Annotated in this window: 21 protein-coding genes; 12 read left to right on the top strand and 9 right to left on the bottom strand. The window is 44.7% G+C overall.

Features of this window, described 5'->3' with window-relative positions; translation table 11 throughout:
* Positions 1–41: 41 nt before the first annotated feature.
* Both LN995_RS11505 and LN995_RS11510 read right to left on the bottom strand, forming a co-directional pair.
* Positions 42–995, bottom strand: coding sequence for an SMP-30/gluconolactonase/LRE family protein (locus LN995_RS11505; RefSeq protein WP_229961219.1), 954 nt, complete (start codon positions 993–995; stop codon positions 42–44).
* Positions 996–1,156: 161 nt separating this feature from the next.
* Positions 1,157–2,398: a DEAD/DEAH box helicase gene (locus tag LN995_RS11510; protein ID WP_229961220.1), complete on the bottom strand. Its 1,242-nt coding sequence runs from the start codon at positions 2,396–2,398 to the stop codon at positions 1,157–1,159.
* Between the two features lie 312 nt (positions 2,399–2,710).
* On the opposite strand from LN995_RS11510, the gene LN995_RS11515 reads away from it, so the two are divergent.
* Genes LN995_RS11515 through LN995_RS11530 form a run of 4 tightly spaced genes read left to right on the top strand, consistent with a single transcriptional unit; the run spans position 2,711 to position 7,974 of the window.
* Complete coding sequence (locus LN995_RS11515; RefSeq protein WP_229961221.1) at positions 2,711–3,409, top strand: TetR/AcrR family transcriptional regulator; 699 nt, start codon at positions 2,711–2,713, stop codon at positions 3,407–3,409.
* Between the two features lie 7 nt (positions 3,410–3,416).
* Positions 3,417–5,156 (top strand): peptidase domain-containing ABC transporter, encoded by a 1,740-nt coding sequence (locus LN995_RS11520; protein WP_229961222.1) that lies wholly within the window; start codon positions 3,417–3,419, stop codon positions 5,154–5,156.
* A gap of 6 nt (positions 5,157–5,162) precedes the next feature.
* A complete protein-coding gene (locus LN995_RS11525; RefSeq protein ID WP_229961223.1) occupies positions 5,163–6,521 on the top strand; it encodes an HlyD family secretion protein in 1,359 nt (452 codons plus the stop codon).
* Between the two features lie 13 nt (positions 6,522–6,534).
* The gene (locus LN995_RS11530; protein WP_229961224.1) at positions 6,535–7,974 is read left to right on the top strand and encodes a TolC family protein; all 1,440 of its coding nucleotides are present in this window, start codon (positions 6,535–6,537) and stop codon (positions 7,972–7,974) included.
* Positions 7,975–8,082: 108 nt separating this feature from the next.
* Here LN995_RS11530 and LN995_RS11535 read toward each other — a convergent pair whose 3' ends face one another.
* Positions 8,083–8,901, bottom strand: coding sequence for a sulfite exporter TauE/SafE family protein (locus tag LN995_RS11535; RefSeq protein WP_229961225.1), 819 nt, complete (start codon positions 8,899–8,901; stop codon positions 8,083–8,085).
* Between the two features lie 214 nt (positions 8,902–9,115).
* On the opposite strand from LN995_RS11535, the gene LN995_RS11540 reads away from it, so the two are divergent.
* Positions 9,116–10,336 carry an alpha/beta fold hydrolase gene (locus LN995_RS11540; protein ID WP_229961226.1) on the top strand — a complete coding sequence of 407 codons (1,221 nt, stop codon included), beginning with the start codon at positions 9,116–9,118 and terminating at the stop codon, positions 10,334–10,336.
* Between the two features lie 20 nt (positions 10,337–10,356).
* On the opposite strand, the gene LN995_RS11545 is transcribed toward LN995_RS11540, so the two are convergent.
* Positions 10,357–12,939: a lamin tail domain-containing protein gene (locus tag LN995_RS11545; protein WP_229961227.1), complete on the bottom strand. Its 2,583-nt coding sequence runs from the start codon at positions 12,937–12,939 to the stop codon at positions 10,357–10,359.
* A gap of 367 nt (positions 12,940–13,306) precedes the next feature.
* Between LN995_RS11545 and LN995_RS11550 the strand changes: the two genes are divergently transcribed.
* Entirely contained in the window at positions 13,307–14,299 is a 993-nt protein-coding gene (locus tag LN995_RS11550; protein WP_229961228.1) for an aspartate-semialdehyde dehydrogenase, read from the top strand.
* A gap of 272 nt (positions 14,300–14,571) precedes the next feature.
* A complete protein-coding gene (locus LN995_RS11555; protein WP_229961229.1) occupies positions 14,572–14,859 on the top strand; it encodes a GIY-YIG nuclease family protein in 288 nt (95 codons plus the stop codon).
* An 8-nt stretch (positions 14,860–14,867) separates the two neighbouring features.
* Here the strand turns inward: LN995_RS11555 and LN995_RS11560 are convergent, their stop codons facing one another.
* Positions 14,868–15,386 (bottom strand): hypothetical protein, encoded by a 519-nt coding sequence (locus LN995_RS11560; RefSeq protein WP_229961230.1) that lies wholly within the window; start codon positions 15,384–15,386, stop codon positions 14,868–14,870.
* Between the two features lie 290 nt (positions 15,387–15,676).
* On the opposite strand from LN995_RS11560, the gene LN995_RS11565 reads away from it, so the two are divergent.
* Positions 15,677–16,105: a nuclear transport factor 2 family protein gene (locus LN995_RS11565; RefSeq protein ID WP_229961231.1), complete on the top strand. Its 429-nt coding sequence runs from the start codon at positions 15,677–15,679 to the stop codon at positions 16,103–16,105.
* Positions 16,106–16,195: 90 nt separating this feature from the next.
* Here LN995_RS11565 and LN995_RS11570 read toward each other — a convergent pair whose 3' ends face one another.
* From LN995_RS11570 to LN995_RS11580, 3 genes are all read right to left on the bottom strand, one after another.
* Positions 16,196–17,338, bottom strand: coding sequence for an FAD-dependent monooxygenase (locus LN995_RS11570; protein WP_229961232.1), 1,143 nt, complete (start codon positions 17,336–17,338; stop codon positions 16,196–16,198).
* 158 nt (positions 17,339–17,496) lie between these two features.
* Positions 17,497–18,558, bottom strand: a complete 1,062-nt coding sequence (locus LN995_RS11575; protein ID WP_229961233.1) for a lysylphosphatidylglycerol synthase transmembrane domain-containing protein — start codon at positions 18,556–18,558, stop codon at positions 17,497–17,499.
* Between the two features lie 113 nt (positions 18,559–18,671).
* Positions 18,672–19,442: a segregation and condensation protein A gene (locus LN995_RS11580; protein WP_229961234.1), complete on the bottom strand. Its 771-nt coding sequence runs from the start codon at positions 19,440–19,442 to the stop codon at positions 18,672–18,674.
* A 346-nt stretch (positions 19,443–19,788) separates the two neighbouring features.
* Here LN995_RS11580 and dxs point away from each other — a divergent pair, with 346 nt between their 5' ends.
* The 3 genes from dxs to LN995_RS11595 all read left to right on the top strand — a co-directional run bounded on the left by dxs (position 19,789) and on the right by LN995_RS11595 (position 23,964).
* On the top strand, positions 19,789–21,705 hold the full coding sequence (dxs, locus tag LN995_RS11585) for a 1-deoxy-D-xylulose-5-phosphate synthase (protein WP_229961235.1): 1,917 nt from the start codon (positions 19,789–19,791) through the stop codon (positions 21,703–21,705).
* Between the two features lie 204 nt (positions 21,706–21,909).
* Complete coding sequence (locus LN995_RS11590) at positions 21,910–22,686, top strand: alpha/beta fold hydrolase (protein ID WP_229961236.1); 777 nt, start codon at positions 21,910–21,912, stop codon at positions 22,684–22,686.
* A 78-nt stretch (positions 22,687–22,764) separates the two neighbouring features.
* The gene (locus LN995_RS11595) at positions 22,765–23,964 is read left to right on the top strand and encodes an MFS transporter (RefSeq protein WP_229961237.1); all 1,200 of its coding nucleotides are present in this window, start codon (positions 22,765–22,767) and stop codon (positions 23,962–23,964) included.
* A 38-nt stretch (positions 23,965–24,002) separates the two neighbouring features.
* On the opposite strand, the gene LN995_RS11600 is transcribed toward LN995_RS11595, so the two are convergent.
* On the bottom strand, positions 24,003–24,443 hold the full coding sequence (locus tag LN995_RS11600) for a lipocalin family protein (RefSeq protein WP_229961238.1): 441 nt from the start codon (positions 24,441–24,443) through the stop codon (positions 24,003–24,005).
* Positions 24,444–24,633: 190 nt separating this feature from the next.
* Between LN995_RS11600 and LN995_RS11605 the strand changes: the two genes are divergently transcribed.
* Positions 24,634–25,008, top strand: coding sequence for a LysM peptidoglycan-binding domain-containing protein (locus tag LN995_RS11605; protein ID WP_229961239.1), 375 nt, complete (start codon positions 24,634–24,636; stop codon positions 25,006–25,008).
* The last annotated feature ends 229 nt before the right edge of the window (positions 25,009–25,237 follow it).

Here is a 25,237-nt window from a genome sequence, read left to right on the forward strand (position 1 = left end):
GATGGTACACATAAGTTTTCCAATCAAAACCTTTGATACATCTATAACTCCCCTCTATATAACTCTGCTGGCACACCACGTACGCCAGGTTTAACGGCAAAAAGGCCTCCGCTTAAAGGATATTTTTCTAGTTGCTCTGGTGTTAGCCATTCCCGGACAGTGGTAATGTAAAGAATATCCAGGTTCTCTCCACCAAAAGCAACAGAGGTAGCTTGTAAAGCAGGTACCTCTATACGCTGCAGAATTTCTCCAGTGGCAGGATCACAACGTATAACAGCTGCGGCTCCCCATAGTGCAACCCAAAGCTTACCTTCAGCATCTATGGTCATACCATCAGGAGAACCATTTAAAGACTCTGGCACACGAACTACTACTCTCCCATTACTAAGGTCCCCTGTTTTATCATCATAATCAAATGCTTGCACAGTTAAGGTAGGCGTATCGACATAATACATTGTTTTCTTATCTGCCGACCACACAATACCATTCGAGATAGTGACCTTATCCAGTACCTGGTGAAAGCCTTTATCTTTATCCATCCGATATAGAGCTGCAGCACCCTCTTTAATGTCGTGGGCCATGGTGCCAACCCAAAACCTGCCAGCCGGATCAGCTTTACCATCGTTAAAGCGTACCATGGAATCATTTAAGGGCTGTGTAACAAGTGTAACGTCTCCTGTACTGGTGTCCATTTTACGGATGCTGTTTTGCATGGCTAGCAAAACACCACCTCCTTGTATAGGTACAATTGTACCAGCCTTCTCACCTGTTGAAAATTGGATATCTTCTTTAGTAGCAGGGTCATAAATGTGCAGCGCAGCTGCTTCTATATCTAGCCAATACAGCTTCTTTTCAGTCGGGTGCCAGATAGCGCCTTCGCCTAATCTTGCTTTAGCGTCCAAAACCAATTCGGCAGTTGTATTTTGATGTATTTTAAACGATTCCATCATAAGCAGGCACAGCAGCATGCTAAGCAGCAACACGTATTTTTTCATGATAAACAGATAAGTTTTGATGAACGGATAAAAGCATATTCTGTTTACCTCTGCATAAATAAAGCCTGCTGCACTGCCACATTTCAGCGTTCTTTAAATCTTAATACTAGCAGAAAACTGAAAAGACACTAAGCACACGTGTCTCTGTAAATTATGGCGCTTTACTTTTTCTTTTTCTTCTTCTTACGGGCCATTCCTTCTGACTCTTCTGCCTCTTTTATCAGTGCTCTCCAGTCATACTTGGCATCGGCACTGAAGTCAATAGTAGCTTCGTAGTCTTCTTTGTCCACTTCCAGAACTTTTATGTCTTTGGTCAGGTAAGTTTGTATCTCGTCCAGGATTGATTTCTCTTCAGGGCTGCAAAACGATACGGCAACACCTTTTTCAGTGCCACGGCCTGTGCGGCCTACACGGTGCACATAATTCTCAGGTTGCTCCGGCAGGTCATAGTTCACCACATACTCTACATTCGGTATATCAATACCACGTGCGCTCACATCCGTCGCAATCAACAGCTTCACTTCTCCTTTCTTGAACTTACGCATCACATCGGTCCGATCCTTCTGCTCTTTACCTCCATGAATACTCAAAGCTTGTATGCCTACCCGCTCCATAGCCTTTACTACCCGCTCGGCTCGCACCTGAGTGCGCACAAAGGCCAGTATCTTCTGGTCTAGGTGCTCCTTTACGATACGCTCCAGAAAGAAACGTTTATCATCCATGTCTATATACATTACGGAGTGATCTACGTTCTTCGAAACCGGGTCTTTTGGCGATATCTGTATGCGAACGGGCTTATTAACAAGCGAGTAAGCAAGGTCCTTGATCGTCTCATTTATGGTAGCTGAAAAGAACAGCGTCTGGCGCTGGCGCGGAAGTTTAGCAATCAACTGCCTGATATCATGTATAAAGCCCAGGTCCAGCATGTGGTCAGCCTCATCCAGCACCAGCACCTCTACACGATGCAGTTGAATGTAGCCCTGGCTTACCAGGTCAAAAAGACGTCCCGGCGTAGCTACCAGTATATCAATACCATCTTCTAACTTGGCAATTTGTGGGCCCTGCTCTACACCACCAAATACACAGAAGGTCTTTACACGGGTGTGGCGACCGATCTGCTCAAAGACCTCAGTTATCTGCAATGCCAATTCACGCGTCGGAACCATTACTACGCATTTAATGCCATCTTCACGCTTCCGGTTCTTACGGAACTGCAACATGTCCAATATCGGAATAGCGAAAGCTGCTGTCTTACCTGTACCTGTCTGTGCAATAGCCAATACATCCTCCCCTTTCAGTATGGGTGGTATAGCTTTATATTGGATATCAGTTGGTTTTATAAAACCCAGCTTGCTTAAGCTTTTCTTTATTTCGTCGGAAATGCGGTAATCTTCAAACTTCATGGTGATGTGAATTATGCTATGCTCCTGTCTCTTAATACGTACGGCAAAAGCGAATTGCAAAGGTAGGGTTAATTGTTTAATCTCTTTCAGATTAATCCCATTCAGCTATATCAACAGAACACCTGTTTTTTAAGTTGATGCTGAAGCTTTCTGCTGCTTTATGTTACCTAGCCTTTCTTATTCTTTATAAAAAAATAATAGCTTTAGAAACTTTTTTAATAGTATTACTATTATAGTCAAAAGTTACAATATCTTTGCTGCAATCAAGCAGCTAAAGAGAACGTAATCAAAATAAAAGAACTTTATATATAAATGGCCACAAGCATATACATTAGCCTGCACCATAAATCATACTTACGTGAGCCAGAGAGCACAGAGCTAGGCAGAAAAATCATTACAGAAAGTATCATTATGATTGATGCACTAGGGTTTGAACAGTTTACCTTTAAGAAGTTGGCAGCTGAAATAGGCTCTACAGAAGCCTCCATCTATCGTTACTTCGAAAATAAGCACAAGCTGCTGGTATACCTGGTATCCTGGTACTGGGCCTGGGTCGACTATACTGTTACTTATCAGACACACAATATTCCAGACCCACGCCAGCGCCTGTGCAAGGCTATAGAGGTGCTGACCAAAGCAGGTCAGGATGATGACCCCAATGTGGCTTATATAGATGAGCGTATCCTGTACCGCGTTGTTGTGGCGGAGTCAGCAAAAGTCTACCACACCAAAGAAGTGGATACAGAAAACAAGGAAGGTTATTTTCTGGAGATCAAGCGACTTTGCCATCATCTGGCACAGATGATACTGGAAATAAATCCAGCATATCCTTACCCACATGCACTCATCAGCACGGTAATGGATGCAGCGCACCAGCAACTATACTTTGCCAAGCACCTGCCATCACTTACAGAAATAAAAAGCACGACACGTACAGCAGAGGAGACTACTCAGTTCCTAAAGCACCTGCTCTTCTCTGCCATCGACAGTAAAGAACAATATAGCAAGTAGAGTTACTATGGCTAATACTAACACACAAAAACATGCAACTCCCATGCAACGCTTCCTGAGCCTGCTGGCCCTGGAGAAAAGGGAAATAGCTTATCTTTATATTTATGCAATAGCTGCTGGCCTTATTATCCTGGCACTGCCATTGGGTATACAAAGCATTATTGGGTTTGTGTCCAGCGGGCAAATTCCGGTGTCGGTGGTGGTGCTGATAGGGCTGATCATACTGGCCCTGCTGATAGTAGGCGGACTGCAGGTAATGCAACTGTGGCTGGTAGAATACCTACAGCAACGCATTTTTGCCCGAACAGCTTTTGATTTCACTCACCGCATACCGCGCTTGCAGGCAGAAAGCCTGAACAAGCACTACCCGCCAGAGCTGATGAACCGCTTCTTCGATGTGGTGTCGCTGCAAAAAGGGCTCGCCGGTATATTACTGGATTTCTCTACTGCCGTTATCCAGATCATATTCGGTTTAATACTACTGTCGCTTTACCATTATTATTTTATCTTTTTGGGAATAATTCTGGTGGTGGTGCTGATTTCCATTATTCGGTGGACTGGCAAAAAAGGCATAGACACAAGCCTGACAGAGTCGAAATATAAATATAAGCTGGTAGCATGGCTGGAAGAAATGGCCCGCTCCCTGAGCACTTTTAAACTGGTAGGCCACACGAACCTTCCTATGGAACGCACCGCTGGTTATGTAAATAATTACCTGAAAGTGCGAAAAGAACACTTCAGCGTTCTGATGACCCAGTACCTGAGTTTTATAGGATTCAAAACCATTATCACCGGCAGTTTACTTGTGTTAGGTTGTATTCTGGTGGTACAACGGGAGATCAACATCGGGCAATTCGTTGCTTCTGAAATCATTATTATCCTGATTATGAATGCGGTTGAAAAAGTTATTTTAAAACTGGATACGGTGTATGATGTGCTAACTAGCCTGGACAAGCTGGGGCATGTAACAGACTTGCCAACCGAAGAAGTAAAGGGCATTAAACTGGAGGAACTGTCTCTTGACAGCGGGTTGGGCTTACAGGTAAAAAATCTTAGTTACCACTATCCTGATGCTCTTAAGTCAACTCTCGAAAACATCAGCTTCAACATAAAGCCATCGGAGCGCATTTGCCTGGCAGGCTACAACAACTCAGGCAAAAGCACACTTATTAGCTTGTTGCTGGGTCTTTATCCATCATACGAAGGCAGTATTGTTTACAGTGGTGTGTCACTTCGTGACCTGCACATTGGGAACCTGCGCAGCCTTATTGGTGATAATATGTCGAAGGAACAGGTTTTTGACGGAACACTTTTAGAAAACATTACCCTGGGCCAGAACCTGCCCCTACAGGATGTACTGTGGGCAGCAGACCTTGTAGGCCTCAATGACTTTGTACACGAACTTCCGGAAGGGTTACAGTCTTACCTTGTAGGGGGAAGTCAGCGTTTACCAGGCAGTATTGCCCGCAAAATAGTGATGGCACGCGGCTTGGTGCGACGCCCTAAGCTGCTCATTATTGATGATTTCTGGGTAGGCATGAGTAAAAGAGAAAAAATGCAGCTGATGCGCGTGCTCACCAGCCAGCAGTTTAACTGGACCATGATTATTGTATCGAACGACCTGGATGTAATGGAGCTTTGCGATCACACTCTGTTACTGCAAAACGGGAAGCTTGTGGCCTCCGGCAGTTATGAGCAGATCACTCAGCACGAGCTATTAAAAGAACTAACAGAAGTAACAGCATAAGAAGCGATGGCTAAGATAGTAGAAGAAACAGGTTATACTGACCACATACAGTCAGAGGCCATGAAGCAGGTACAGACACCTCGTCAGGGCCGCATCCTCACTTACTGGATCGGGGGTATCTTTCTGATAATAGTGCTGTGCCTTTTTTTACCCTGGACTCAGAATATCAGTTCCATGGGTACACTTACTGCACTTACTCCACAAGACAGGCCACAGACAATTGAAGCTATTATACCAGGCCGTATTGAGCAGTGGTATATTATGGAAGGAACTTTTGTAAACAAAGGCGATACCATTGCCAGCCTATCAGAGATAAAAGAAAAATACATGGACCCCAACCTGCTTACTAATCTTAACGAGCAGCTGGAGGCGAAGCAGGGCTCTGCCGTGGCAACAGGAGCTAAAGCTTTAGCTATGCAGGAACAAATAAAAGCATTACGTGAGGGCCTTAGGTTCAGCTTACAGAAAGCCCGTAATAAGGTAGAGCAAACACGTCTTAAAATGCAGAGTGACAGTATGGATGTGGTAGCGCAACGAACAAACCTTGCTATTGCCGAAGCGCAGTTTACCCGCCAGGAGAATCTGTACAATCAGGGGCTGAAGTCGTTAACTGAGCTAGAGGCCCGCCGCCTGAAGTTACAGGAAGCACAGGCAAAGCTATTATCTGTGATAAATAAATATGATGCCTCTCGCGCAGAACTGCAGAATGCCCGAACCGAACTTAACTCTCTGCAGGCAGAGTATGCTGATAAAATTGCAAAGGCAGAGGCAGAGCTTAGCTCTACCAGGTCCTACATATTAGGTACTCAGGCAGAGGTGGCGAAACTACAAAGCGAATATAACAGCACACAGGTCAGAAGCCGATACTATTATGTAGTAGCACCTCAGGACGGTTACTTGGTAAGAACATTAAAGGCAGGTATAGGCGAAACAGTAAAAGAAAGCGAGGCACTGGCGACTATTATGCCACACGACCCGCAGCTGGCAGCCGAGCTGTATGTAGATGCCCTGGACCTTCCACTAATAAAGCCCGGGGATGATATACGTCTGCAGTTTGAGGGCTGGCCTGCCCTGGTATTTTCAGGTTGGCCGGGTGCCAGCTTTGGTACCTTTGGCGGCACTGTAGCTGTAATTGATAACACGGGCACCAACGGACAGTACCGCCTGCTGGTAGTGCAGGACCCAGAGCACGAGGAATGGCCGGGTGCATTGCGTGTCGGTTCAGGTGTGCAGGGCTGGGCCATGTTGAACACTGTGCCGATCTGGTACGAGATATGGCGCCAGTTAAACAACTTCCCGGCTGACTATACAGGAGATGCACAGGCAGGGGAAAAACAAAATAAAAAGACAGCAAAGGCTAAATAATACAAGCTGAAGCATGACACTTAAAAACATATACAGTAAACTGTTAATGGTATTGATGCTGATGGTATTTGGCATACCTGCTACAAAGGCACAGGTACAGGATTCAGCACAGGTGCTTACGTTACATGACTTTCACCAACTCATACTCCAGTACCACCCGGTTGCATCTCAGGCAGCTTTGCTTACCGAACAGGCACGCCAGGAGCTACGGATGGCACGCGGCACACTCGATCCTGTTATCAGCAGTAAGCTATATCGCAAAGAGTATAACGGCAAAGAATATTATACCCTTTGGAATAACACCCTACGCATCCCTACCTGGTTCGGACCAGAACTGATAGCCGGTTACGACCAGACACAGGGGCAGTATCTGAACCCGGAAGCCACCACGCCTGACAAAGGTTTGAGCTATGCCGGTATTTCTGTGCCACTAGGTCAGGGATTGTTTATAGATGAGCGGCGTGCAACTATACGGCAGGCAAATCTTATGCAGGGTATAGCCGAAGCAGAGCGTGTAAAACTCATCAACAAATTGCTCCTGCAGGCCACCAAGGATTACTGGGACTGGTTGCTGTACTACCGCGAAATGCAACTGTACCAGGAATCACTGGAGCTGGCTGATTTCAGGCTGAAGGCAGTAAAGGCACGTGTACAGGAAGGAGACCTGGCTGCCATTGACACTGTAGAGGCACTCATAGCAGTACAGGACAGGCAGGTAATGTTACAGCAAGCTCAGCTGGCTTATAATAATGCCAGGTTAATGGTGGCTACGCACCTTTGGGCAGAGGATCAGGTACCATTGGAATTAAAGGAACAAACTGTACCAGCTTTGATCGGCAGCGAACTTACTTCACTACCACAGGACTCGGTACAACAACTTTTAGCAATAGCCAAAGCAAACCACCCTGACCTGCGTAAACTGAACCTAAAAGGACAACAGCTAGAGGTAGAGCAGCGTTACGCAGCCGATAAGCTAAAACCAAAACTAAATGTAGAGTATAATGTGCTGCAAAGTGATTTTTACCTAGATACCGATATACTGGAACGTCAGCATCTGGGCGCTAACTACAAGCTAGGTGTAAGCTTTAGCCTGCCTTTGTTTTTACGGGAGGAGCGGGGAAAACTACAGCTGACTAAAGCCAAGCGACAAGTAAACAACCTGGAACAGAAACAAGCTGTCCGCGAAATAGAGAATAACCTTTTAGCTGCCTTTAACGAGTGGCAGGCACTGGAAGAACAGATCAGGCTACAGGAGAAGATGGTAAAAAACGCTGATATACTCCGAAATGGAGAAGTTATTCGTTTTCAAAACGGGGAAAGTTCTCTGTTCCTGGTAAACTCCCGGGAGGTAAAACTGATGGAGTCACAGCTGAAGCTATATGCGCTCAAGGCGAAGTATGCTAAAGCTAAAACCCTCCTTTATTGGTCGGCAGGAAGAATTGAAGTAAATTAAAGAAACAAAGTTTAAAGAGCCGTTGTGATTAGTACAGCGGCTCTTCCTCTTTACTATTCCTGAAACAATAGCTCTAGCTTTAAAACCATTTTCTTATAGGAAGAGTAACTAACTATTTCTCCTAAACCACTGCTGCATCACGGTACTCAGCTTTACCAACTCCTGCCCTCCTGTTCCAAAGCTATCGTAAGCAAACTTCACAATTATGCCAGATACTACTATCAGGAACAACACCCTAACAAAGGCTGTACCACGCTTAAGGGCTGTTCGTGTACCAACTTGTGAACCAATAATACTACAAATAGCCATCGGGATAGCTACCTCATACAGAATATAGCCTTTCCATCCAAAATAAAGCAAAGCAGAAAGGTTTGTAGCAAAATTCACCACTTTTGCCGCCGCAGAGGCAGCCAGAAAGTTAAACCCGAAAATGCCGATAAAGATAAAAATCAGAAAACTGCCTGTACCTGGGCCAAAAAAACCATCGTAAAACCCGATAGCCATACCAACCAGCACACCGTACAGCTTCTCTTTCTCATCGGAAAGTTTAGGTGCATGCAGCGCCCCAAAATCTTTTTTCTTGAAAGTATATACAGCCACTAAAATCAGCAGTAAGAAAATGAGCGGTTTCAGCAATCCGCTGTTAATGTGCGCTACTGCTCTTGCTCCCAAAAAAGAAAAAACAAAAGCTACAGCCGCCGCAGGAAGAATAGCCAAGTAACTAATTTTTACGCTACGCACATAGCGGATCATGGCAGCTGTGGTGCCCGCCATAGATGACACCTTACCTGTGCCCAAAACAGTAGGCACCGGCACTCCAGACAAGAACACGAGCAGGGCAGGCAGCTGAATCAGACCTCCACCCCCTACCACCGAGTCTATAAAGCCTGCTAAAAACGCAAACAGGCACAGGTAAAATACTTCCATTATCTGACTATGATAATCAATGAATTGCTCCTCTGTTGTAAAGGCCGCACAAGATAAGACATTGCCGGTAAAATTTAACAGGGGCTGTATCTATTATTAGTCCAATAAACTATAGAGGTACAGTACCCGTCTATTATCTCCATAGCCGCACTTAAATGGCACTTCTTATTCCTGAATGATGTTTATAGACCACATAAAACTATATCTCATCAGCGTGATAAAGTCATTTTTAATAAAAAGCATTTTACTAGGCTTCCTTTTTCTGAACCTTAGCTGCCAGACTGACGCAGTCAGTCCGATTGTACAGCCGGAAGTGGTAGAGGGGAACGAGCATTTTGTATCGTCGGAGCTTCTGACAACAGTGCCACAAAATATACTGGAATCTTATGCTTCATCGAAGGGCTATGCCTCGTATGCCAGCCAGGTAAAGTACGATGTGTCAGTTTATAAAATGATTTATAATACCACATATCAGGGTAAACAGATAAAAGCTTCTGGTCTGGTATGCGTACCAGTAGGCATGAACGCGCCTGCCTCTGTCATCAGCGCACAACATGGCACAATCTTTCGTGATAGTGACGCGCCCACTGGTTTTGCAGAACTTTCAGGTTTTGAAGCTTTTGCTGCAGCTGGCTATGTCACGCTTATTCCAGACTACATAGGCTTCGGTGAATCAAAAGACATTTTCCACCCTTACTACGACTGGAAACATGCTGCTTTAACCGTGGTAGATATGATAAAGGCAGGAAAATACTTCTATCAAAAAGAAGCTATTCCAGTAAATAACAAGCTATTTTTGGTGGGTTATTCTGAAGGTGGCTTTGTAACTTTAGCGGCGCAGAAAGAAATTGAGAAAAACCCAGGGCATGGCCTTAAAGTAACGGCCTCCGCTGCCGGAGCAGGTGGTTACGATTTAGTTTCTATGCTAGGAAATGTGAAAGCAGGGCAAGCCTATCCTTACCCAGCCTACCTGGCTTATGTGCTACAGTCTTACCTTTACACCAACAGCTGGCAAAGGCCTCTTACTGATTTCTTTCAGGAACCGTACGCCTCCAAGCTGCCTCAGCTTTTTGATGGCACAAAAGGTGGCAGCGCCATTAACAGAGAGCTTATCACAGACCCAGCAGCACTGTTTGCGCCGGATTTTTTTAAAGCTCTGCAGGACGATAGCCAAGAGCAGGCCCTGAAACAGGCGCTGTATGAAAATAGCTTGGCTACAGACTGGGCGCCACAAAGCCCTACACGCCTTTACCATGGCACAGCAGACGTTATTGTACCTTTTGAAAATTCGCAGCGCACTTACAACACATTTGTGGCACAGGGTGCAAAGCAACTGGAGTTTTTCCCTATAGAGGGTAAATCACATAGCACAGCTTTTGTACCTATGTTAGACTCCGTAGTGCCCTGGGTTCAATTGTTCGAAAAAGTTGATTAGGCTTGTTTGAAGGGAGGAATTCACAACCTACCTCCCACTACCACCTTCTCCTTATACACACTCATCTGCCCATTTAAATCGAACAACTCAATGTATAGCAGGTAGTAACCTATGGCTGCTTTGGTTCCATCCTGCCGTAAGCCATCCCACTGAAAGAAGCCATCGGAAGCTAATAATTCATTTCGGGCCAGCTTCCGTACCTCTCGTCCCTGTGTATCGAAAATAGTGATGTTGGCAACGAGGCCTGCCTGGCTGCTACTGTAGTTAATCGTGGTAAAATCTTCATAACCATCAGCATCAGGTGAGAAAACTTTAGGCGCCACCTGAAACTTCTGCTGTGCCTGAATGTTCTCCTGAGACTGAGAGTTACGATAGCCGGGTGTAGCGTAGCCAACCGTACTGGCCGCTGAGTGAAAATTACTGGCTGTTGTCGCTCCTTCTGGTCTTATCCGCTCCAGCGATACACCATTCACATCATCAATTAACTCAAAATGCATATCCTCATCATAGCTGAAACGGTCGGCAGCAAGGCCATCAGGTTGCAAGACTACTACCGCTCCTGCTGCATCAGGGTACGAAGGCAGACTACTCATGCTTAAGAAGACTTCTTTTCTGGCAGCAGGATAGTTCATTTTCACATTTTCAGGACTAGAGGTAAGTAAAACATACTGCCCCGGCTCCAGCACATAATTGGCTGTGGCAACACTGCGCATATCAGCAATGCTATCATTGCTGATGTTAGCCAGTTGCCAGTTCTTCATATCTATGTATTTGTCGCTACGGTTAACCAGTTCAACAAAGTCTGCTCCGTTTGGCCTTGGGTTGAACAGCACTTCATTTATCACCACGTCGCCGGGTTCAGGGGCTGAAGGTAAAGCAAACGTAGCCTCTAAAGCCCCACTTAAATTACCAGTACAATCAGTTAAACCTGTAGCCACCAATGTATACTGTCGCCGTTCCTGCAGTTGCTCAGACAGTTGCAACGTTATCTCTGTAAATAAAGGCGCTTGTACCTCCACATTTATAATACTGACAGCTGGATCAATTTTATAATGAGTGACATTGGCAGCCTGCACGCTATCCAGTGGTTCGTTAAAGTGCAGGAGTAGTCTATCAGGAGCAATGGCAACAGTACTTAGCAGGACAGGAGCTGTGTTATCAGGATTAGAGGTAGCTACAGAATTGGCTTGGGCAGGTGTACCACCACGCGGGTCTACAGAGGCTGCCCAGTTTTCAACACCGGCACAGGGGTTGCTAACATCAATCATTTCCAGGCTCCAGCCGCCGTTGCTTTTACTGTTATTTTTGTACCAGGTGTCGCTATAACTGACAGCGTAAATAAGGCTTCCATTTGGCTGGCGCAGTTGTAGTAGTTCTCTGCTGTTATTCAGGCTCGGGAAGTTGCTGATGCCGATCACTCTGCCAAACTGACTAAAGTCTGCCACCTGGCTGTTAGGAACAACCACGGCATACTCTCCAGGCTGCAATTGCACATTGGGTAAGGTGGTAGTAGCCGTAGCATCGGAGTAATGGATTCCCTGCAAGGTAAGCACTTTGTTTGTTGGGTTGTATAACTCGATGTACTCCTGTGGTGGCAATCCTACAGCAGGGGCTTCACGAGCCATAATTTCTGTTACCAGCAACTCATTATAACCTGGCAAAACAGCAGGTGGCGAAAAGGTAAAAGCTACTTCAACCGGAAATGGCAAAGCATTCCCGTAAATATCTGACAAACTGGCTATGGTTAATCTGTTATTACCTGTGTTAAAGTTCTGGCTGAATACCAGCCTTACTGTTTCGGGCTCCAACAGTTCTGCTATAACTGGCTTTGCGCCTCCATTAAGTGTGTAATTTGTTTCTTGCTGAGCTGTTTCCTCCTGAAGTGGCCCATGGAAGCGCAAAGTCAGTTCCTGCTGCGAAACAGTTTGAGGCTCTTCTGGTACTGGCGGTTCTGTGTCCGTAATCGTAAAGTCATCGAAGTAAAAGTGCTGGTTGTTGGCTGAAGAATAGTGCAGTAACAAACCGAAATAACCGGAACGTTTATAAGTAGCATCGGTAGTGGCGCCTTGGTTTACAAAGCTGTCTCCTGTTCCGGTCATATCAGTTGCCAACTCCCACACATAATCTTCACTGCGCGTTACTCGCACCCGGACTCCATTGTTACTACTGCCAGTAGTTTGGTCTTCTCCGTTGATGATGTTCACTGCTGTTTTTCCTGCATCTTTTCTGAAGAGGCTAACTTCATCTGCGGTGCCTCCTATTCGAACAAAATAACCACTGGTATTGGTGTTATGAAGATCTTCTGCATCAGAAACAAGAAAGACATCGACGTAGTTTCTGGCGGAGGTCGCCAGCTTTAGGTTTGCCCAGAACTCCCAAGTAGTGCCAGCTACAGCTTGGCAAGGTGTCGCCAGTTGTAAGATAGTACCTGTTACGGCAGGTCCGTTGCTTTGCAGTTGGTTTTGCTGATTTACAATAAAGCCATCGGTATTGCCTACCCAGGAGGGGCTTTGTGTAAAGTTACCGTCGGAAAAGGATTCGTTAAGCTGGGCTTGCGTGAGGAGCGGAAGTAGCAGAAATATAGCGAGTAAAGTTTGTTTCATGTGCAGATTTTTGAATAAAACTTATTTACTTTGCAGTCGCGTGAGGGATAGAGCCGGCACCCCGCAGCCTGTCAGGGCGAGGAGTACAGGCGAAAGCCTGACCTACTTGCGCAGCAAAAGGACACGCCCAAAAGCCTTAAACCCAGTACGCACCACAACTGCCCCTAAGCATCTGTGGAAAATGTGCTGTAGCTCCTGCAATTTTAGTTTAAACACTGATATTGTAGAACTTTACGGAAACTAAGTAACTTTTGGATAAATACTGCAGCTTTACAAGCTGTATTCGTGCGTTGGTAAGTTTATCAGGACCAGTAAAGTACACAAAGAAATTAATAGATTAACCATTTATCAATTTATACCTTTAAACATGAAAGTAGCAGTTGTAGGCGCCACAGGACTGGTTGGCGGCGAAATTTTGAAAGTGCTGGCGGAGCGTGACTTCCCGGTATCAGAATTATTGTTGGTTGCTTCAGAGAAGTCTGTTGGTAAACAGATGGAGTTTAAAGGTAAACAGATAAAGGTTATTGGGGTTGAGGATGCAATTGCAGCCACCCCGCAAATTGCGATATTCTCTGCTGGTGGAAGCACTTCTTTAGAACTGGCTCCAAGGTTCGCAGAAGTTGGCACCGTAGTAGTAGACAACTCATCTGCCTGGCGTATGGACCCAACAAAAAAACTGGTAGTGCCGGAGATTAATGCAAAAGAACTGACAAAAGAGGATAAGATTATAGCTAACCCGAACTGCTCTACCATACAAATGGTGGTGGCATTGAACAAGCTGCACGAAGAGCTGAAAATGAAGCGTGTTGTGGTGAGCACTTACCAGTCTGTAACAGGTACCGGAAAGAAAGCTGTTGACCAGTTGATGAACGAACGTGCTGGTAAAGAAGAAGGCGAAAAAGCTTATCCGTACACAATAGACCTAAACGTATTGCCACACATTGATGTGTTCCAGGATAATGGGTATACCAAAGAGGAGATGAAGATGATCCTGGAGACAAAGAAGATTATGGGCGATGACTCAATTCGGGTTACTGCTACAGCGGTGCGTATACCAGTAATGGGCGGGCACTCTGAGGCTGTAAACGTGGAGTTTGAGAAAGACTTTACACTGGATGATATTTACCGTATTTTAGGCGAAACTGAAGGTGTGGTTGTAGTCGACGATGTAAAGAATCTGCAATACCCAATGCCGAAAGATGCGCATGGCAAAGATGAAGTATTTGTTGGCCGTGTACGTTTAGATGAAACGCAGCCGCGCACCGTGAACATGTGGATTGTAGCAGATAACCTGCGCAAAGGTGCTGCTACTAATGCGGTGCAGATTGCGGAGTACCTGATGAAGAACGAACTAGTATAGTTAGTTTCCAATATAAGCATCAAAATTTTATGAAACATATCCACCGTTGTTGGTCATGAGGTTCAACAACGGTGGTCCGAAAAAACAAAGAAGCTGCTCTGGTAACGGAGCAGCTTCTTTGTTTTTTCGGAGGCTGCATCTTCTGCAAAAAACTAATTTACTATCTTACCTTTAACTTGATATATCTATTAGTTTTGTTACTGAATTTCCAACTGGTGCAAACTAAGCAACAGTAGAAAACAACTCTGTACTACTGAACTAGCTTATCCTACATGAAAGTCATCTACAAGATCACCTATCCTAATGACAAGATCTACATTGGCAAAGATTTGACAGATACTTTAAACTACTTCGGGAGTGCTAATAGTAAACTAATAGAAAAAGATTTCACAAGAGATCAACAACGCAATTTTACCATCAGAAAAGAGATTCTATGGGAGTCAGAAACTGCCTCTGATAAAGAAGTAAATCAAAAAGAGATTGAGTTTATCAACAATTACAAATCTAACAATCCTGCTGTAGGGTACAATCAGTGGCCTAAGTTCAGGCAGCAGCTATAAAAAACTTTTTACTCCTCCGCTACTGCCTCCGGGCAGTCCTGGCCCATCATTCCGCTTAAGTTTTCCACACATGTTACCGGGATAAAAGGGTAAATCACATTATTCTGGTTGCAGTACCTGAACGTGGCAAAGCGGGAGCGACTGCGCGGGTAAACCCACCTGTCTTCGTTGCAGCCATAAACCATCAAAGGGAAATCATCAAACTTATAATCTGTGTACGTTACCACTTGTCCTTCATTCACGAACAGTAGGCGGCGGTGAAGGTCCGGCACAACAGGTCCGTCCCACTTAAAGCCGATCTGGTCGCTGATAGACCTTTTATCTTCTCCGGCATCAAAGAAATAAAGTGTTTCCCACTCAAAATCAGTCAGACTGTCCATGTCAACAACATGAAAATCATTACCTACGGCATTCTCTTCTTCAACAGCAGCCTGCAGCTTTTCTAGCAATTCATTGTTGTTGTCTGAACAGCTTCCTAAAAACAGAAAAATAATTATCAGTAGAAATGGTATTACTAATTTATGCATTACATCTTTATTATTTGGCTGAATTTACACTTTTAAGCAAAGCCCTACAAGCTTCTACCTTTTTGCTTATCAACATTATTGAACTCAAGCAGAGAGGAAAAGTTGTAAACAGCCTGTATAAGTCTGTTTACCCTCATGCTGCCTGATTACGTTTGTAATCCAAACGGTTAAAAATAAAACGAATGTTAGTATTTAAAGCAGCATTTATTCAGCAAAACTCTTAATTTAACAGTTATACAACTTTATAACTATCTAAGGCTTGAACATTATTGATAAACAGATACTTTACTATGAAAAGATTCCTTTGCTTTCTCACTTTATTTATTGCTTTTAATGTAACCCTTAAGGCACAGTCTAAAGATGAAAAAGACGTTGCCTCAGCTGTTGAAAAGCTAAAAGCAGCCATGGTTGATGGCGACAGGCAGGCACTCACAAACATAGCAGCAGCTGAACTGACTTATGGGCACTCCAGCGGAAAAATTGAAGATAAGGCAACATTTGTTGAAAGCATCGTTAGTGGTAAATCAGACTTTGTTACCATCGATTTAACAGATCAAACTATAAAGGTGTCAGGTAACACAGCTATTGTGCGGCACAGCCTTTCTGCAGAAACAAACGACAGCGGTAATCCTGGTTCTGTAAAGCTTGGCGTTTTGTTAGTATGGCAAAAACAGCAGGGCCAATGGAAACTACTTGCCCGGCAGGCTTATAAAATTTAATATAGCTAGCTCTGCACGAATACTATTAGCTAAGAAGCATCCGTACAACCTGTTCTGATGCTTCTTAATAACTATGCAAATTCCAGAAAATTAAAAGTCCACCCGGTACAGGTCTTCCATCTGGCTCTGTGTGATAAATTTTGGCATGAGGCGAAACAGAGCATTACGCACGCTGCCTAACATAGAGCTCTGCCACTGCGACACCTCTCCTAAAAGCCTCGACAGGCGTATAACTTTCGCTGTGCGTGCTATTCTTCGATGTTCGTAATTCGCAAGTGCTACTGCCAAAACAGGTTCCCGCTTCAGGCACTGCCCCAGCACAACGGCATCTTCTATAGCCTGGCAGGCCCCCTGCCCCATATTAGGTGTAGTGGCATGGGCAGCATCGCCGAGCAATACTACCCGCCCAAACACAAATTGCTTCAGCGGCTTAAGATCGGCAATATCATTCCAGATAAGCTGCTCCGGTTTGGCTGCAGCAATTACCTCCTGTACAGGAGGATGCACACTGGCAAAGTGCATAGACAGTTCAGCGGGTGTCATCTGTTGCATTTGCTCGTTACGCTCTGGAGCATTCATGCACACGTACCAGTATATTTTACCATCCTGTAAGGGCGCTATGCCTATGCGCCCCTGTGGTGCCCAGGTTTCTGCAGATATCATGGAATTTATAGCAACACCAGGGTTATCAATCACAGCACGCCAGCAGGTATAGCCGGCATAGCGTGGCTGGCTCTGCGGCAACAACTGTTGGCGTACCACAGAGTTTATACCATCGGCGGCAATAAGCAAGTCAGCTGTAGCATGCGTACCATCGGTGAAGGAAACCTGTACCTGATCTCCCTCCTGGCTTACACCTTGGCAACGTTTGCCCAACACCAGTGAACCAGGCTGCAGGTGGTTGTACAGCACTTCGTGCAGATCTGCTCTATGAATCACAAAGTTATTAATGCCATACTTTTGGCTCAGAGCCTTTGTATCAAAGTTACTGATGACTTTATCTTTTTCATCAAAAGTAACCAATGCTGTTAGTTGCTTCCCTCTGCTTATAACTTCTTCGGCAACTCCTAATCGCTCCAGCCCCTGAATAGCATTAGCCGCGAGGCCTACACCTGCCCCTACAGGTTTCAGTTCTGTTGCTGCCTCATATACAGCAGCTTCTATTCCGATCTCCTGAAGCGCAATGGCAGTACATAAGCCTCCTATTCCTCCACCTACAATAATAACTTTCATAATCTACAGGACACGCTTTTATTGCAACAATGTCGAACATATAAATTTTAGCCCAATCAGCTCTTATGTTAACGAAGTACCAAAGCAAAAAAGCAACCTAAGCCTGAGCTCATGCTGCTTTTTATAATCTCTATATCTTCAATGATAGCTCTTTAAGCTCAAACACTTACTTCGCTTTCTTTATGATGCCGACCGAACACCTTAGCAATCCATTTTGGCAGAAAGACAGAACCCAGCACCAGGTAAGGATAATAAGTTATCAGGCGATACAGCACGACCACAATGGTACTAAAACCTCCCAGAAACAAACCAAAGAAGCTGGGGAAGGCCATTTCTACGATACCGGCACCTCCTGGTGTAACAGCTATCAGCATCACGATCCAGAAAATAAGGTTACGGGAAATAATAAGCATATGCTCACTAAGTGTTACATCTGTAAAAGCTGCTATCAGGCAGTTTAGAAGAAAATAACGGGCACTCCACACAAATATAGTAGACACAACAGCCTTTGCCCAATAGTTAAAATTATTGCCTTTCAGCTGCTGCGATGCCCACATAATTTCATTCCCATGCTGAAAAGCATTTACCCGCCATTTACGCAGAAAACGTATGGATGTAACCTTCAACAACAGCCACTTAAACGCTCTGGGGTTCATAAAGAGCGCATAAATCATGATAAAGGTATAGATAGCAATAAGGCCGTAGCTAATGTAGAAAGCCGTTTGTAGCTTGGAAACATCGGACGGTTCGAGGTTAAAAGTGGGGAACACCTGCCCCTGCGAGACAAGCAGCGCAATAGGTGCAGCCACAATAAAGAACATGTTATCCAGCACTGCCGTGAGCATGACGTAAGCCAGCGACTTGCCTAAAGGCAAACCTTCTTTGTTCAGAATGATAGTAGCTACCGTGGTTCCCCCTACCACAGAGGGTGTAATAGCTGAAGCAAACTCCCATAGCATAATCACATCTATGCTGTTTCGCCAAGTCAGAAACTTGTCCGTCAGGTGACGAATGCGGTACATATAGCCTGCATCTCTTATCACCAGTACGCCCACGGCTGCTATCAACCACCAGACATTGGCATCCACAATGCCTTTTAGCTCTCCAACCTTATCATCCCGGACAAAAAGCCAAGCCGTAGCCGCTAAGCCCAGCAATACCGGAATCAGGATTTTTACCGGACTAAAACTTTTAAGTATGGTCTTTTTATTCTGATCCATTTAAATTTCTTTGGCTATAAATCAGCCTTGCGAAACTACCTCTGTTTATAAAGCCATAGGCTCATGGCAAGAGAACCAGCTTGCTTATTTCTATTTCACAATGGCACAAGAATTTATTCTACGAGCAATTGCGTTACCTGTGCTGCCTGTCCTTCGGCAACTGTAATAAAAAAGTCGTTAAACCCTTCCCCTACTTCCACACCAATCACATTCAGTTGCAACATCTCCAGAATAGCAAGAAAGTTGAAGATCATGCCAATCTTTTCAGGGTAAGCCGTAATAATTTCAGAAAAAGCTACTTTTTCATGGTCCGCTACTATACGTAAGATATACTCTTTCTGCTCTTCAATAGTATAAGGAAAAGTGATAACAGTATGCTTCGGCTTATTCTGCTCCTCTTCATAACGGTTCATCACCTTTTCGAACACCCGCATTATCTTATACAGATTCAGATCCTGCAACTCATATTCAAAATGGTTGGCTTTGGCAATGCGTTGCAACTCTTCGTCTATGTTTCCGCGGCTTTCCTGTGCCAGGCGTAGTTCCTCCATTTCTAAGAGTTCCGGAATCACGCTCTTGTATTTCTTATATTCTAACAAGTGCTGTACCAGTTCTTCCCGCGGGTCAATCTCATTACCTTCTTCATCCTTCTCGGTGCGTGGCAACAGCATTTTAGCCTTAATGCGCATTAGCGTGGCAGCAGTAAGAATAAAATCACTTGCTACTTCCAGGTTCAACTGCTCCATCTGCCGAATGTAATCCATAAACTCATTCGTGATCTGGAAGATCGGAATATCATGAATATCCAGCTCATCACGCTCAATAAAGAAGAGCAACAAGTCGAACGGCCCCTCAAACAACGGTAATTTAATCTCGAAACTCACTTTATTTCTTTATTATATATTATAATGTCTGGCACTAAACTTGGCACAAAAATAAGTATTTTAGAATGATTGAAACGATGCCACATAGCTAACAACTGCGAAGTTACACATGCCAGAGTATGCAACAACTTCTTCGCCTATTTAATTCGGAATTTGCCTTTCTTTCTCAAGAATATAGCTTTTACTATATCTTATTCTGTTGCATTACGTTTTAAGCAAGGAAGAAGTGCCTGAAACAACCGCATGTATTGCTATATTTTAACTAACTTTACATTTGGCCCGGTAACTTATTCCATTTGAAAACTTTTGCCGGAAAAAATTGTTGAAAGTCTATAAAGACAACTCTATGATTATTCAACCTGGAGAGCTGCTTGCCTCCATCAACACACCTGCCGACCTGAGGAAACTGAAAGAGGAGCAACTGCTGCAGGTATGCCAGGAGCTAAGGCAATACATCATCGACATGGTTTCTATCCATGGAGGGCATTTTGGAGCTAGCTTAGGGGTGGTAGAGCTCACTACGGCTTTGCATTATGTCTTTAATACGCCTTATGACCAGTTGGTATGGGACGTAGGCCACCAGGCTTATGGGCACAAGGTACTGACCGGGCGCCGCGATGTGTTCCACACTAACCGTAAATACGGTGGCATTTCCGGCTTTCCAAAAAGAAAAGAAAGCGAATATGATGCCTTTGGTGTAGGCCACTCCAGTACGTCTATTTCAGCGGCACTGGGTATGGCTGTGGCTTCTCAATACAAAAGAGAAGACCAGCGCCAGCATATTGCTGTTATCGGCGATGGCTCCATGACAGGCGGGATGGCTTTTGAGGCATTAAACCATGCAGGCGTAGCCAACGCCAACCTGCTGGTAGTGCTTAACGATAACTGCATGAGCATAGACCCAAATGTGGGGGCTCTTAAAGAATATTTAACCGATATTACTACCTCCCGCACTTACAATAAGGTACGCGACGAGGTTTGGAATATTTTAGGTAAGATCAGCAAGTTTGGTCCTGATGCACGACAGATAGTTTCTAAGATAGAAAGTGGCATAAAAGCTACTTTACTGAAGCAAAGCAACCTGTTCGAAGGCTTGAACTTCCGCTACTTTGGTCCTATCGACGGGCATGATATTCATCACCTGGTATCGGTAATGGAAGACCTGAAACATATTCCTGGTCCTAAAATATTACACTGCCTTACTGTAAAAGGGAAAGGCTATGCACTGGCTGAGAAAGACCAGACCAAGTGGCATGCACCCGGTACTTTCGACAAGATAACAGGCGAGATTTACAAAAAGCACTACGACACGCCACAGCCTCCTAAATACCAGGATGTGTTTGGACATACGATTGTAGAGCTAGCCGAGCAGAATCCTAAAATAATGGGCGTAACACCCGCCATGCCTTCCGGTTGCTCGCTTAACATTATGATGAAAGCTATGCCCGACCGTGCATTTGACGTAGGCATTGCAGAGCAACATGCTGTTACTTTTTCCGCCGGCCTAGCTACACAAGGCCTTATTCCGTTCTGCAACATATACAGCACCTTTATGCAGCGCGGCTATGACCAGGTGGTGCATGATGTTTGCCTGCAGAACCTTCCGGTTATTTTCTGCTTAGACAGAGCAGGCTTTGCCGGTGCCGATGGTCCTACACATCACGGCGCTTACGACATAGCTTATATGCGTTGTATACCCAACATGGTAGTGTCTGCACCAATGAATGAGCAGGAACTGCGTAACCTGATGTACACAGCCACACAAGAAGGCGCTGGTCCGTTTACCATCCGCTACCCACGTGGGGAGGGTGTTATGCCTAAATGGCGTACTCCATTTGAAAAAATCGAGATTGGCAAAGGCCGCACAATACAGGAAGGAGAAGAAGTTGCTTTACTAACATTTGGCCATATCGGCAATTATGCGGTGGAGGTTTGCCAAAAGTTAGGCAAAAAAGGGATTACGCCCGGCCATTACGATATGCGCTTTGCCAAACCATTGGATGAAGAATTGCTCCACCACATCTTTCAGAAATACGAAAAAGTAATAACCGTGGAAGATGGTTGCCTGCAAGGCGGCTTTGGTAGTGCCGTATTAGAATTTATGGTTGATAATGGTTATACCTCACAGGTTAAACGCTTAGGTATTCCTGATAAGATTTTTGAACACGGCACTCAGCTGGAACTTCACCGCGAAGCAGGGCTTGATCCGGCAGCAATTGAAAGAACAGTTCGTGAAATGATTGGGGTGCCGGTGAAAATATAACTTAGATTCCAGAGTTTTAGATAACAGACAAAAGCCTCACAGCGTTTTCAGAACCTGTGAGGCTTTTCTTTTCTTTTTATAGTAGTAAAACAGTCACTCTCAGGCGCTGTGAATGCTACAAGTGCTTGAGACATTTCTATACTCCTGTTGCATCTTTTGAAAAAGACTGGCATCTTGTGCCGTTTACCTTACGTCCAACACAAAATGGCAAATACCACTTATATAGATGTCGGTTCTGGCGATGCATTGGTTTTCCTGCATGGCTTCTGCGAAAGCAAACAGGTGTGGGCAGCCTTTATGAAGCCGCTACAGCAGAAGTTCAGGACCATAGCTTTAGACCTACCTGGCCACGGCAACAACATTGCTAACATAAGCGAGTACAGCATGGAAAGCATGGCAGAAGATGTTAAGCTCCAGCTAGAGAAGTTGAATGTGAAGCGGTGTATAATGATCGGGCACTCGATGGGTGGCTATGTGAGTATGGCATTTGCTGAGAAATATGGACCAATGCTCAGCGGTCTTTGCCTGTTTCACTCTTCTGCTTTTGCAGACACCGACGAAAAGAAAGAGAATCGCAGCAAGAGCATTGGTTATGTAGAGCGTCACGGTGTCGATAACTTCATCAACCCTTTTGTAGAGCCTCTTTTCTATCGGGAAAACCGGGGAAGGCTAAAGGAGGAGATTAATATGATGAAAGATATTGGCACACAGACTCCTAAAGAAAGTGTAATAGGCGCATTGACTGCTATGCGGGATCGCCCAGACCGTTCTTATATACTAAAAGAGCTAAAGTGCCCGGTGCTTTTCATTTTTGGGAAGAATGATGGTGCAGTACCGTTAGATAAAGCCCTGGAGCAATGCCACTTACCATCTGATAGTATGGTTTACTTTATTGATGAGACAGGACACATGGGTATGTTTGAGCATCCTTTTAAAACAGGTAAAACACTGGAGAAGTTTGCCGAGACTATCTATGGCTGATAGAGTACCAACTGCTAAAGTTCATTTTGAGAGGTTATTAGTTGCCGTATCTTTACAGTTTCACCAGCAGAAACACTCATGAGCCAGGCGGCAACCTTAACAGTACCCAATCGGATTCTTCCAACGCTTGTCTTTTCCCAATTTGCGGGCACCTCCTTATGGTTTGCAGGCAATGCCGTGTTGCCAGAACTACAACGGTCGCTTCAGCTACAGGACCAGGCTTTAGGGCTGCTTACATCATCGGTTCAGTTAGGCTTTATTGTAGGAACTCTCTGCTTTGCGGTTCTTTCCCTGGCAGACAGGGTTTCCCCTCGCCTGCTGTTTCTGATTTGTGCTTTGCTTGGCGCAGGCTTAAATGCGTTAGTACCTCTATTTGCCCAAAGTATAACAGGTGTGCTCTCACTACGTGCTGCAACTGGTTTCCTGTTAGCTGGAATATATCCGGTAGGCATGAAAATAGCAGCTAGCTGGTATAGCAACAGACTGGGTAAAGCCATCGGTTATCTGGTAGGGGCATTAGTACTTGGCACTGCTTTTCCGCATTTTCTTCGGGGTTTGGGCACCTCTTTACAATGGCAAAGCATGCTGTTTGCCATAAGCTTACTGGCAGCGACAGGCGGCGTACTTCTCTACCTGTTTGTGCCTGACGGGCCTTACCTAAGCAAAGGCACTACTTTCGACGTACGAAACATAATCAAGGTATTCGGAAAAAAAGAATTCAGAGCAGCTGCCTTTGGGTATTTCGGGCACATGTGGGAGCTTTATACCTTCTGGGCCTTTGTGCCTTTTATACTGGTTTATGTACTCCCACAGCTTTCGGCACAGCAGGTGTCTGTTTACAGCTTTACAGTGATTTCAACAGGTGCTTTAGGTTGTGTTTTAGGTGGCTACTTCTCTCAATATGTCGGCAGTGGGCGTGTTGCCTTTATACAGTTATTATTTTCTGGCCTTTGCTGTTTGCTGTCAGTTGTTGTTTTTAAGTTTAGTTCCGTTTACACGTTGCTGCCTTTCCTGTTGTTCTGGGGCATAGTAGTGGCTGGCGATTCACCTCAGCTTTCGGCCCTTACTGCCCAAACGGCTCCCTCTCACTTAGTAGGTACTGCGCTTACAGTAGTTACCTCTATTGGCTTTGCTATTACCATTGTAAGCATACAACTTACGGGGTTTGTACTATCACTACTGCCACCATACAATACGTTTATATTACTGGCTGCGGGACCAGCACTCGGATTGCTTTCGCTAAAGAAACTCTTGAAAAAAACAAAGCCGGCACTATGACCGGCTTTAGTATGAATTTGTTTTCTCAGCTACTTTTTTCAATCTGCCTGTAGCAGCATCTCTGATCCGTCAGCAGCCTTCAGGCGCATTTCGTCGTTTGTTAGCTTCAGCACCTCAAAGTTAAGTGTCACGTCCTGGTCCTCAAGCTGTAGTGTCAGACGCCGGGCAGCCTGATCAAAAGACCATGTACCCGTTTGCAGAGTACCGCCACCGCCAAGGGCAAAACGACCATCGGCATAAAACTGCATCGTTTCCTGCTTTTCAGCATCCGTAAGTTTCTCTTTATTACCAACAGCATTTGTCTCTTTCTCAGCCCGCCAGGTTTTGTTACTTGGCCCGGTTAACATACTTTCAGAACCAACCTCATTGCTGTCTCCACAGCTTATAAGTACTATTGCCAGCAGTATGGCTGTTAATGTGCTCCAGGAGTGCATCCATAGCTTAACACTTACTTCCATTTTGTTTATAGCTTCATTCATATATTTTATTCCTGCCTTAAATACAGCAAGATCATGTGCATTTCTTACGGGGCTAACTCCTTTAAAGTTAGTTTGCTACTACTTTACCCACACAACAATGCGCCATAGTTAGCGTATCAATAGAAAGCGGCATGGTACAATTTTATTGCCGCAACTAAAAACGACGTTTTACTTAATAAACTATAAAACTATGGGATTACTTGATTTTTTAAAGAAGGGGAAGGAAGAGCCAGCTAAGCCGGCCAGCAACGTAAAGTCCAAAAACGCACAAACACCAAAGGGCACACAGCCAATAAGTAAAGGGACAGAAAAAGCCAGTATGGCAGCCGGCCATCAGGACCAGGCTTTTTATAGCGAAAAAGATAAGCAGCAGGTACAGGCAACTACAGGTCCTAACCAGGACATATATACAGTAGCAAGCGGTGACTCGCTTTCTAAAATAGCACAGAAGCTTTATGGCGATGCCGACTCCTGGACTAAAATATACAAAGCCAACAAAGATAAGATTGGCGAAAACCCGGATTTAATTCGTCCTGGACAACGATTTGTGATTCCGAGAGATTAAGGTAAGTCGCAAACAACAAGGGCCAGTTCTGTTATGGAACTGGCCCTTGTTGTTTTAGTCTAGCTAGCTAACTTAAATTGAGAGAAGGTAAAGCTTGGCCTGAAAAGGAAGCAACTCAGAAGCAATACTAGTAAATAGCCTTTAGTAGCTTCTGTTCCTTTATCAAAAACAAAAGCCCACTAAACTATAATAGCTTAGTAGGCTTTAAAATCAATAAGTATACTTTAAA

It is taken from the genome of Pontibacter silvestris, from assembly GCF_020907275.1.
Classification (GTDB): Bacteria; Bacteroidota; Bacteroidia; order Cytophagales; family Hymenobacteraceae; genus Pontibacter; species Pontibacter silvestris.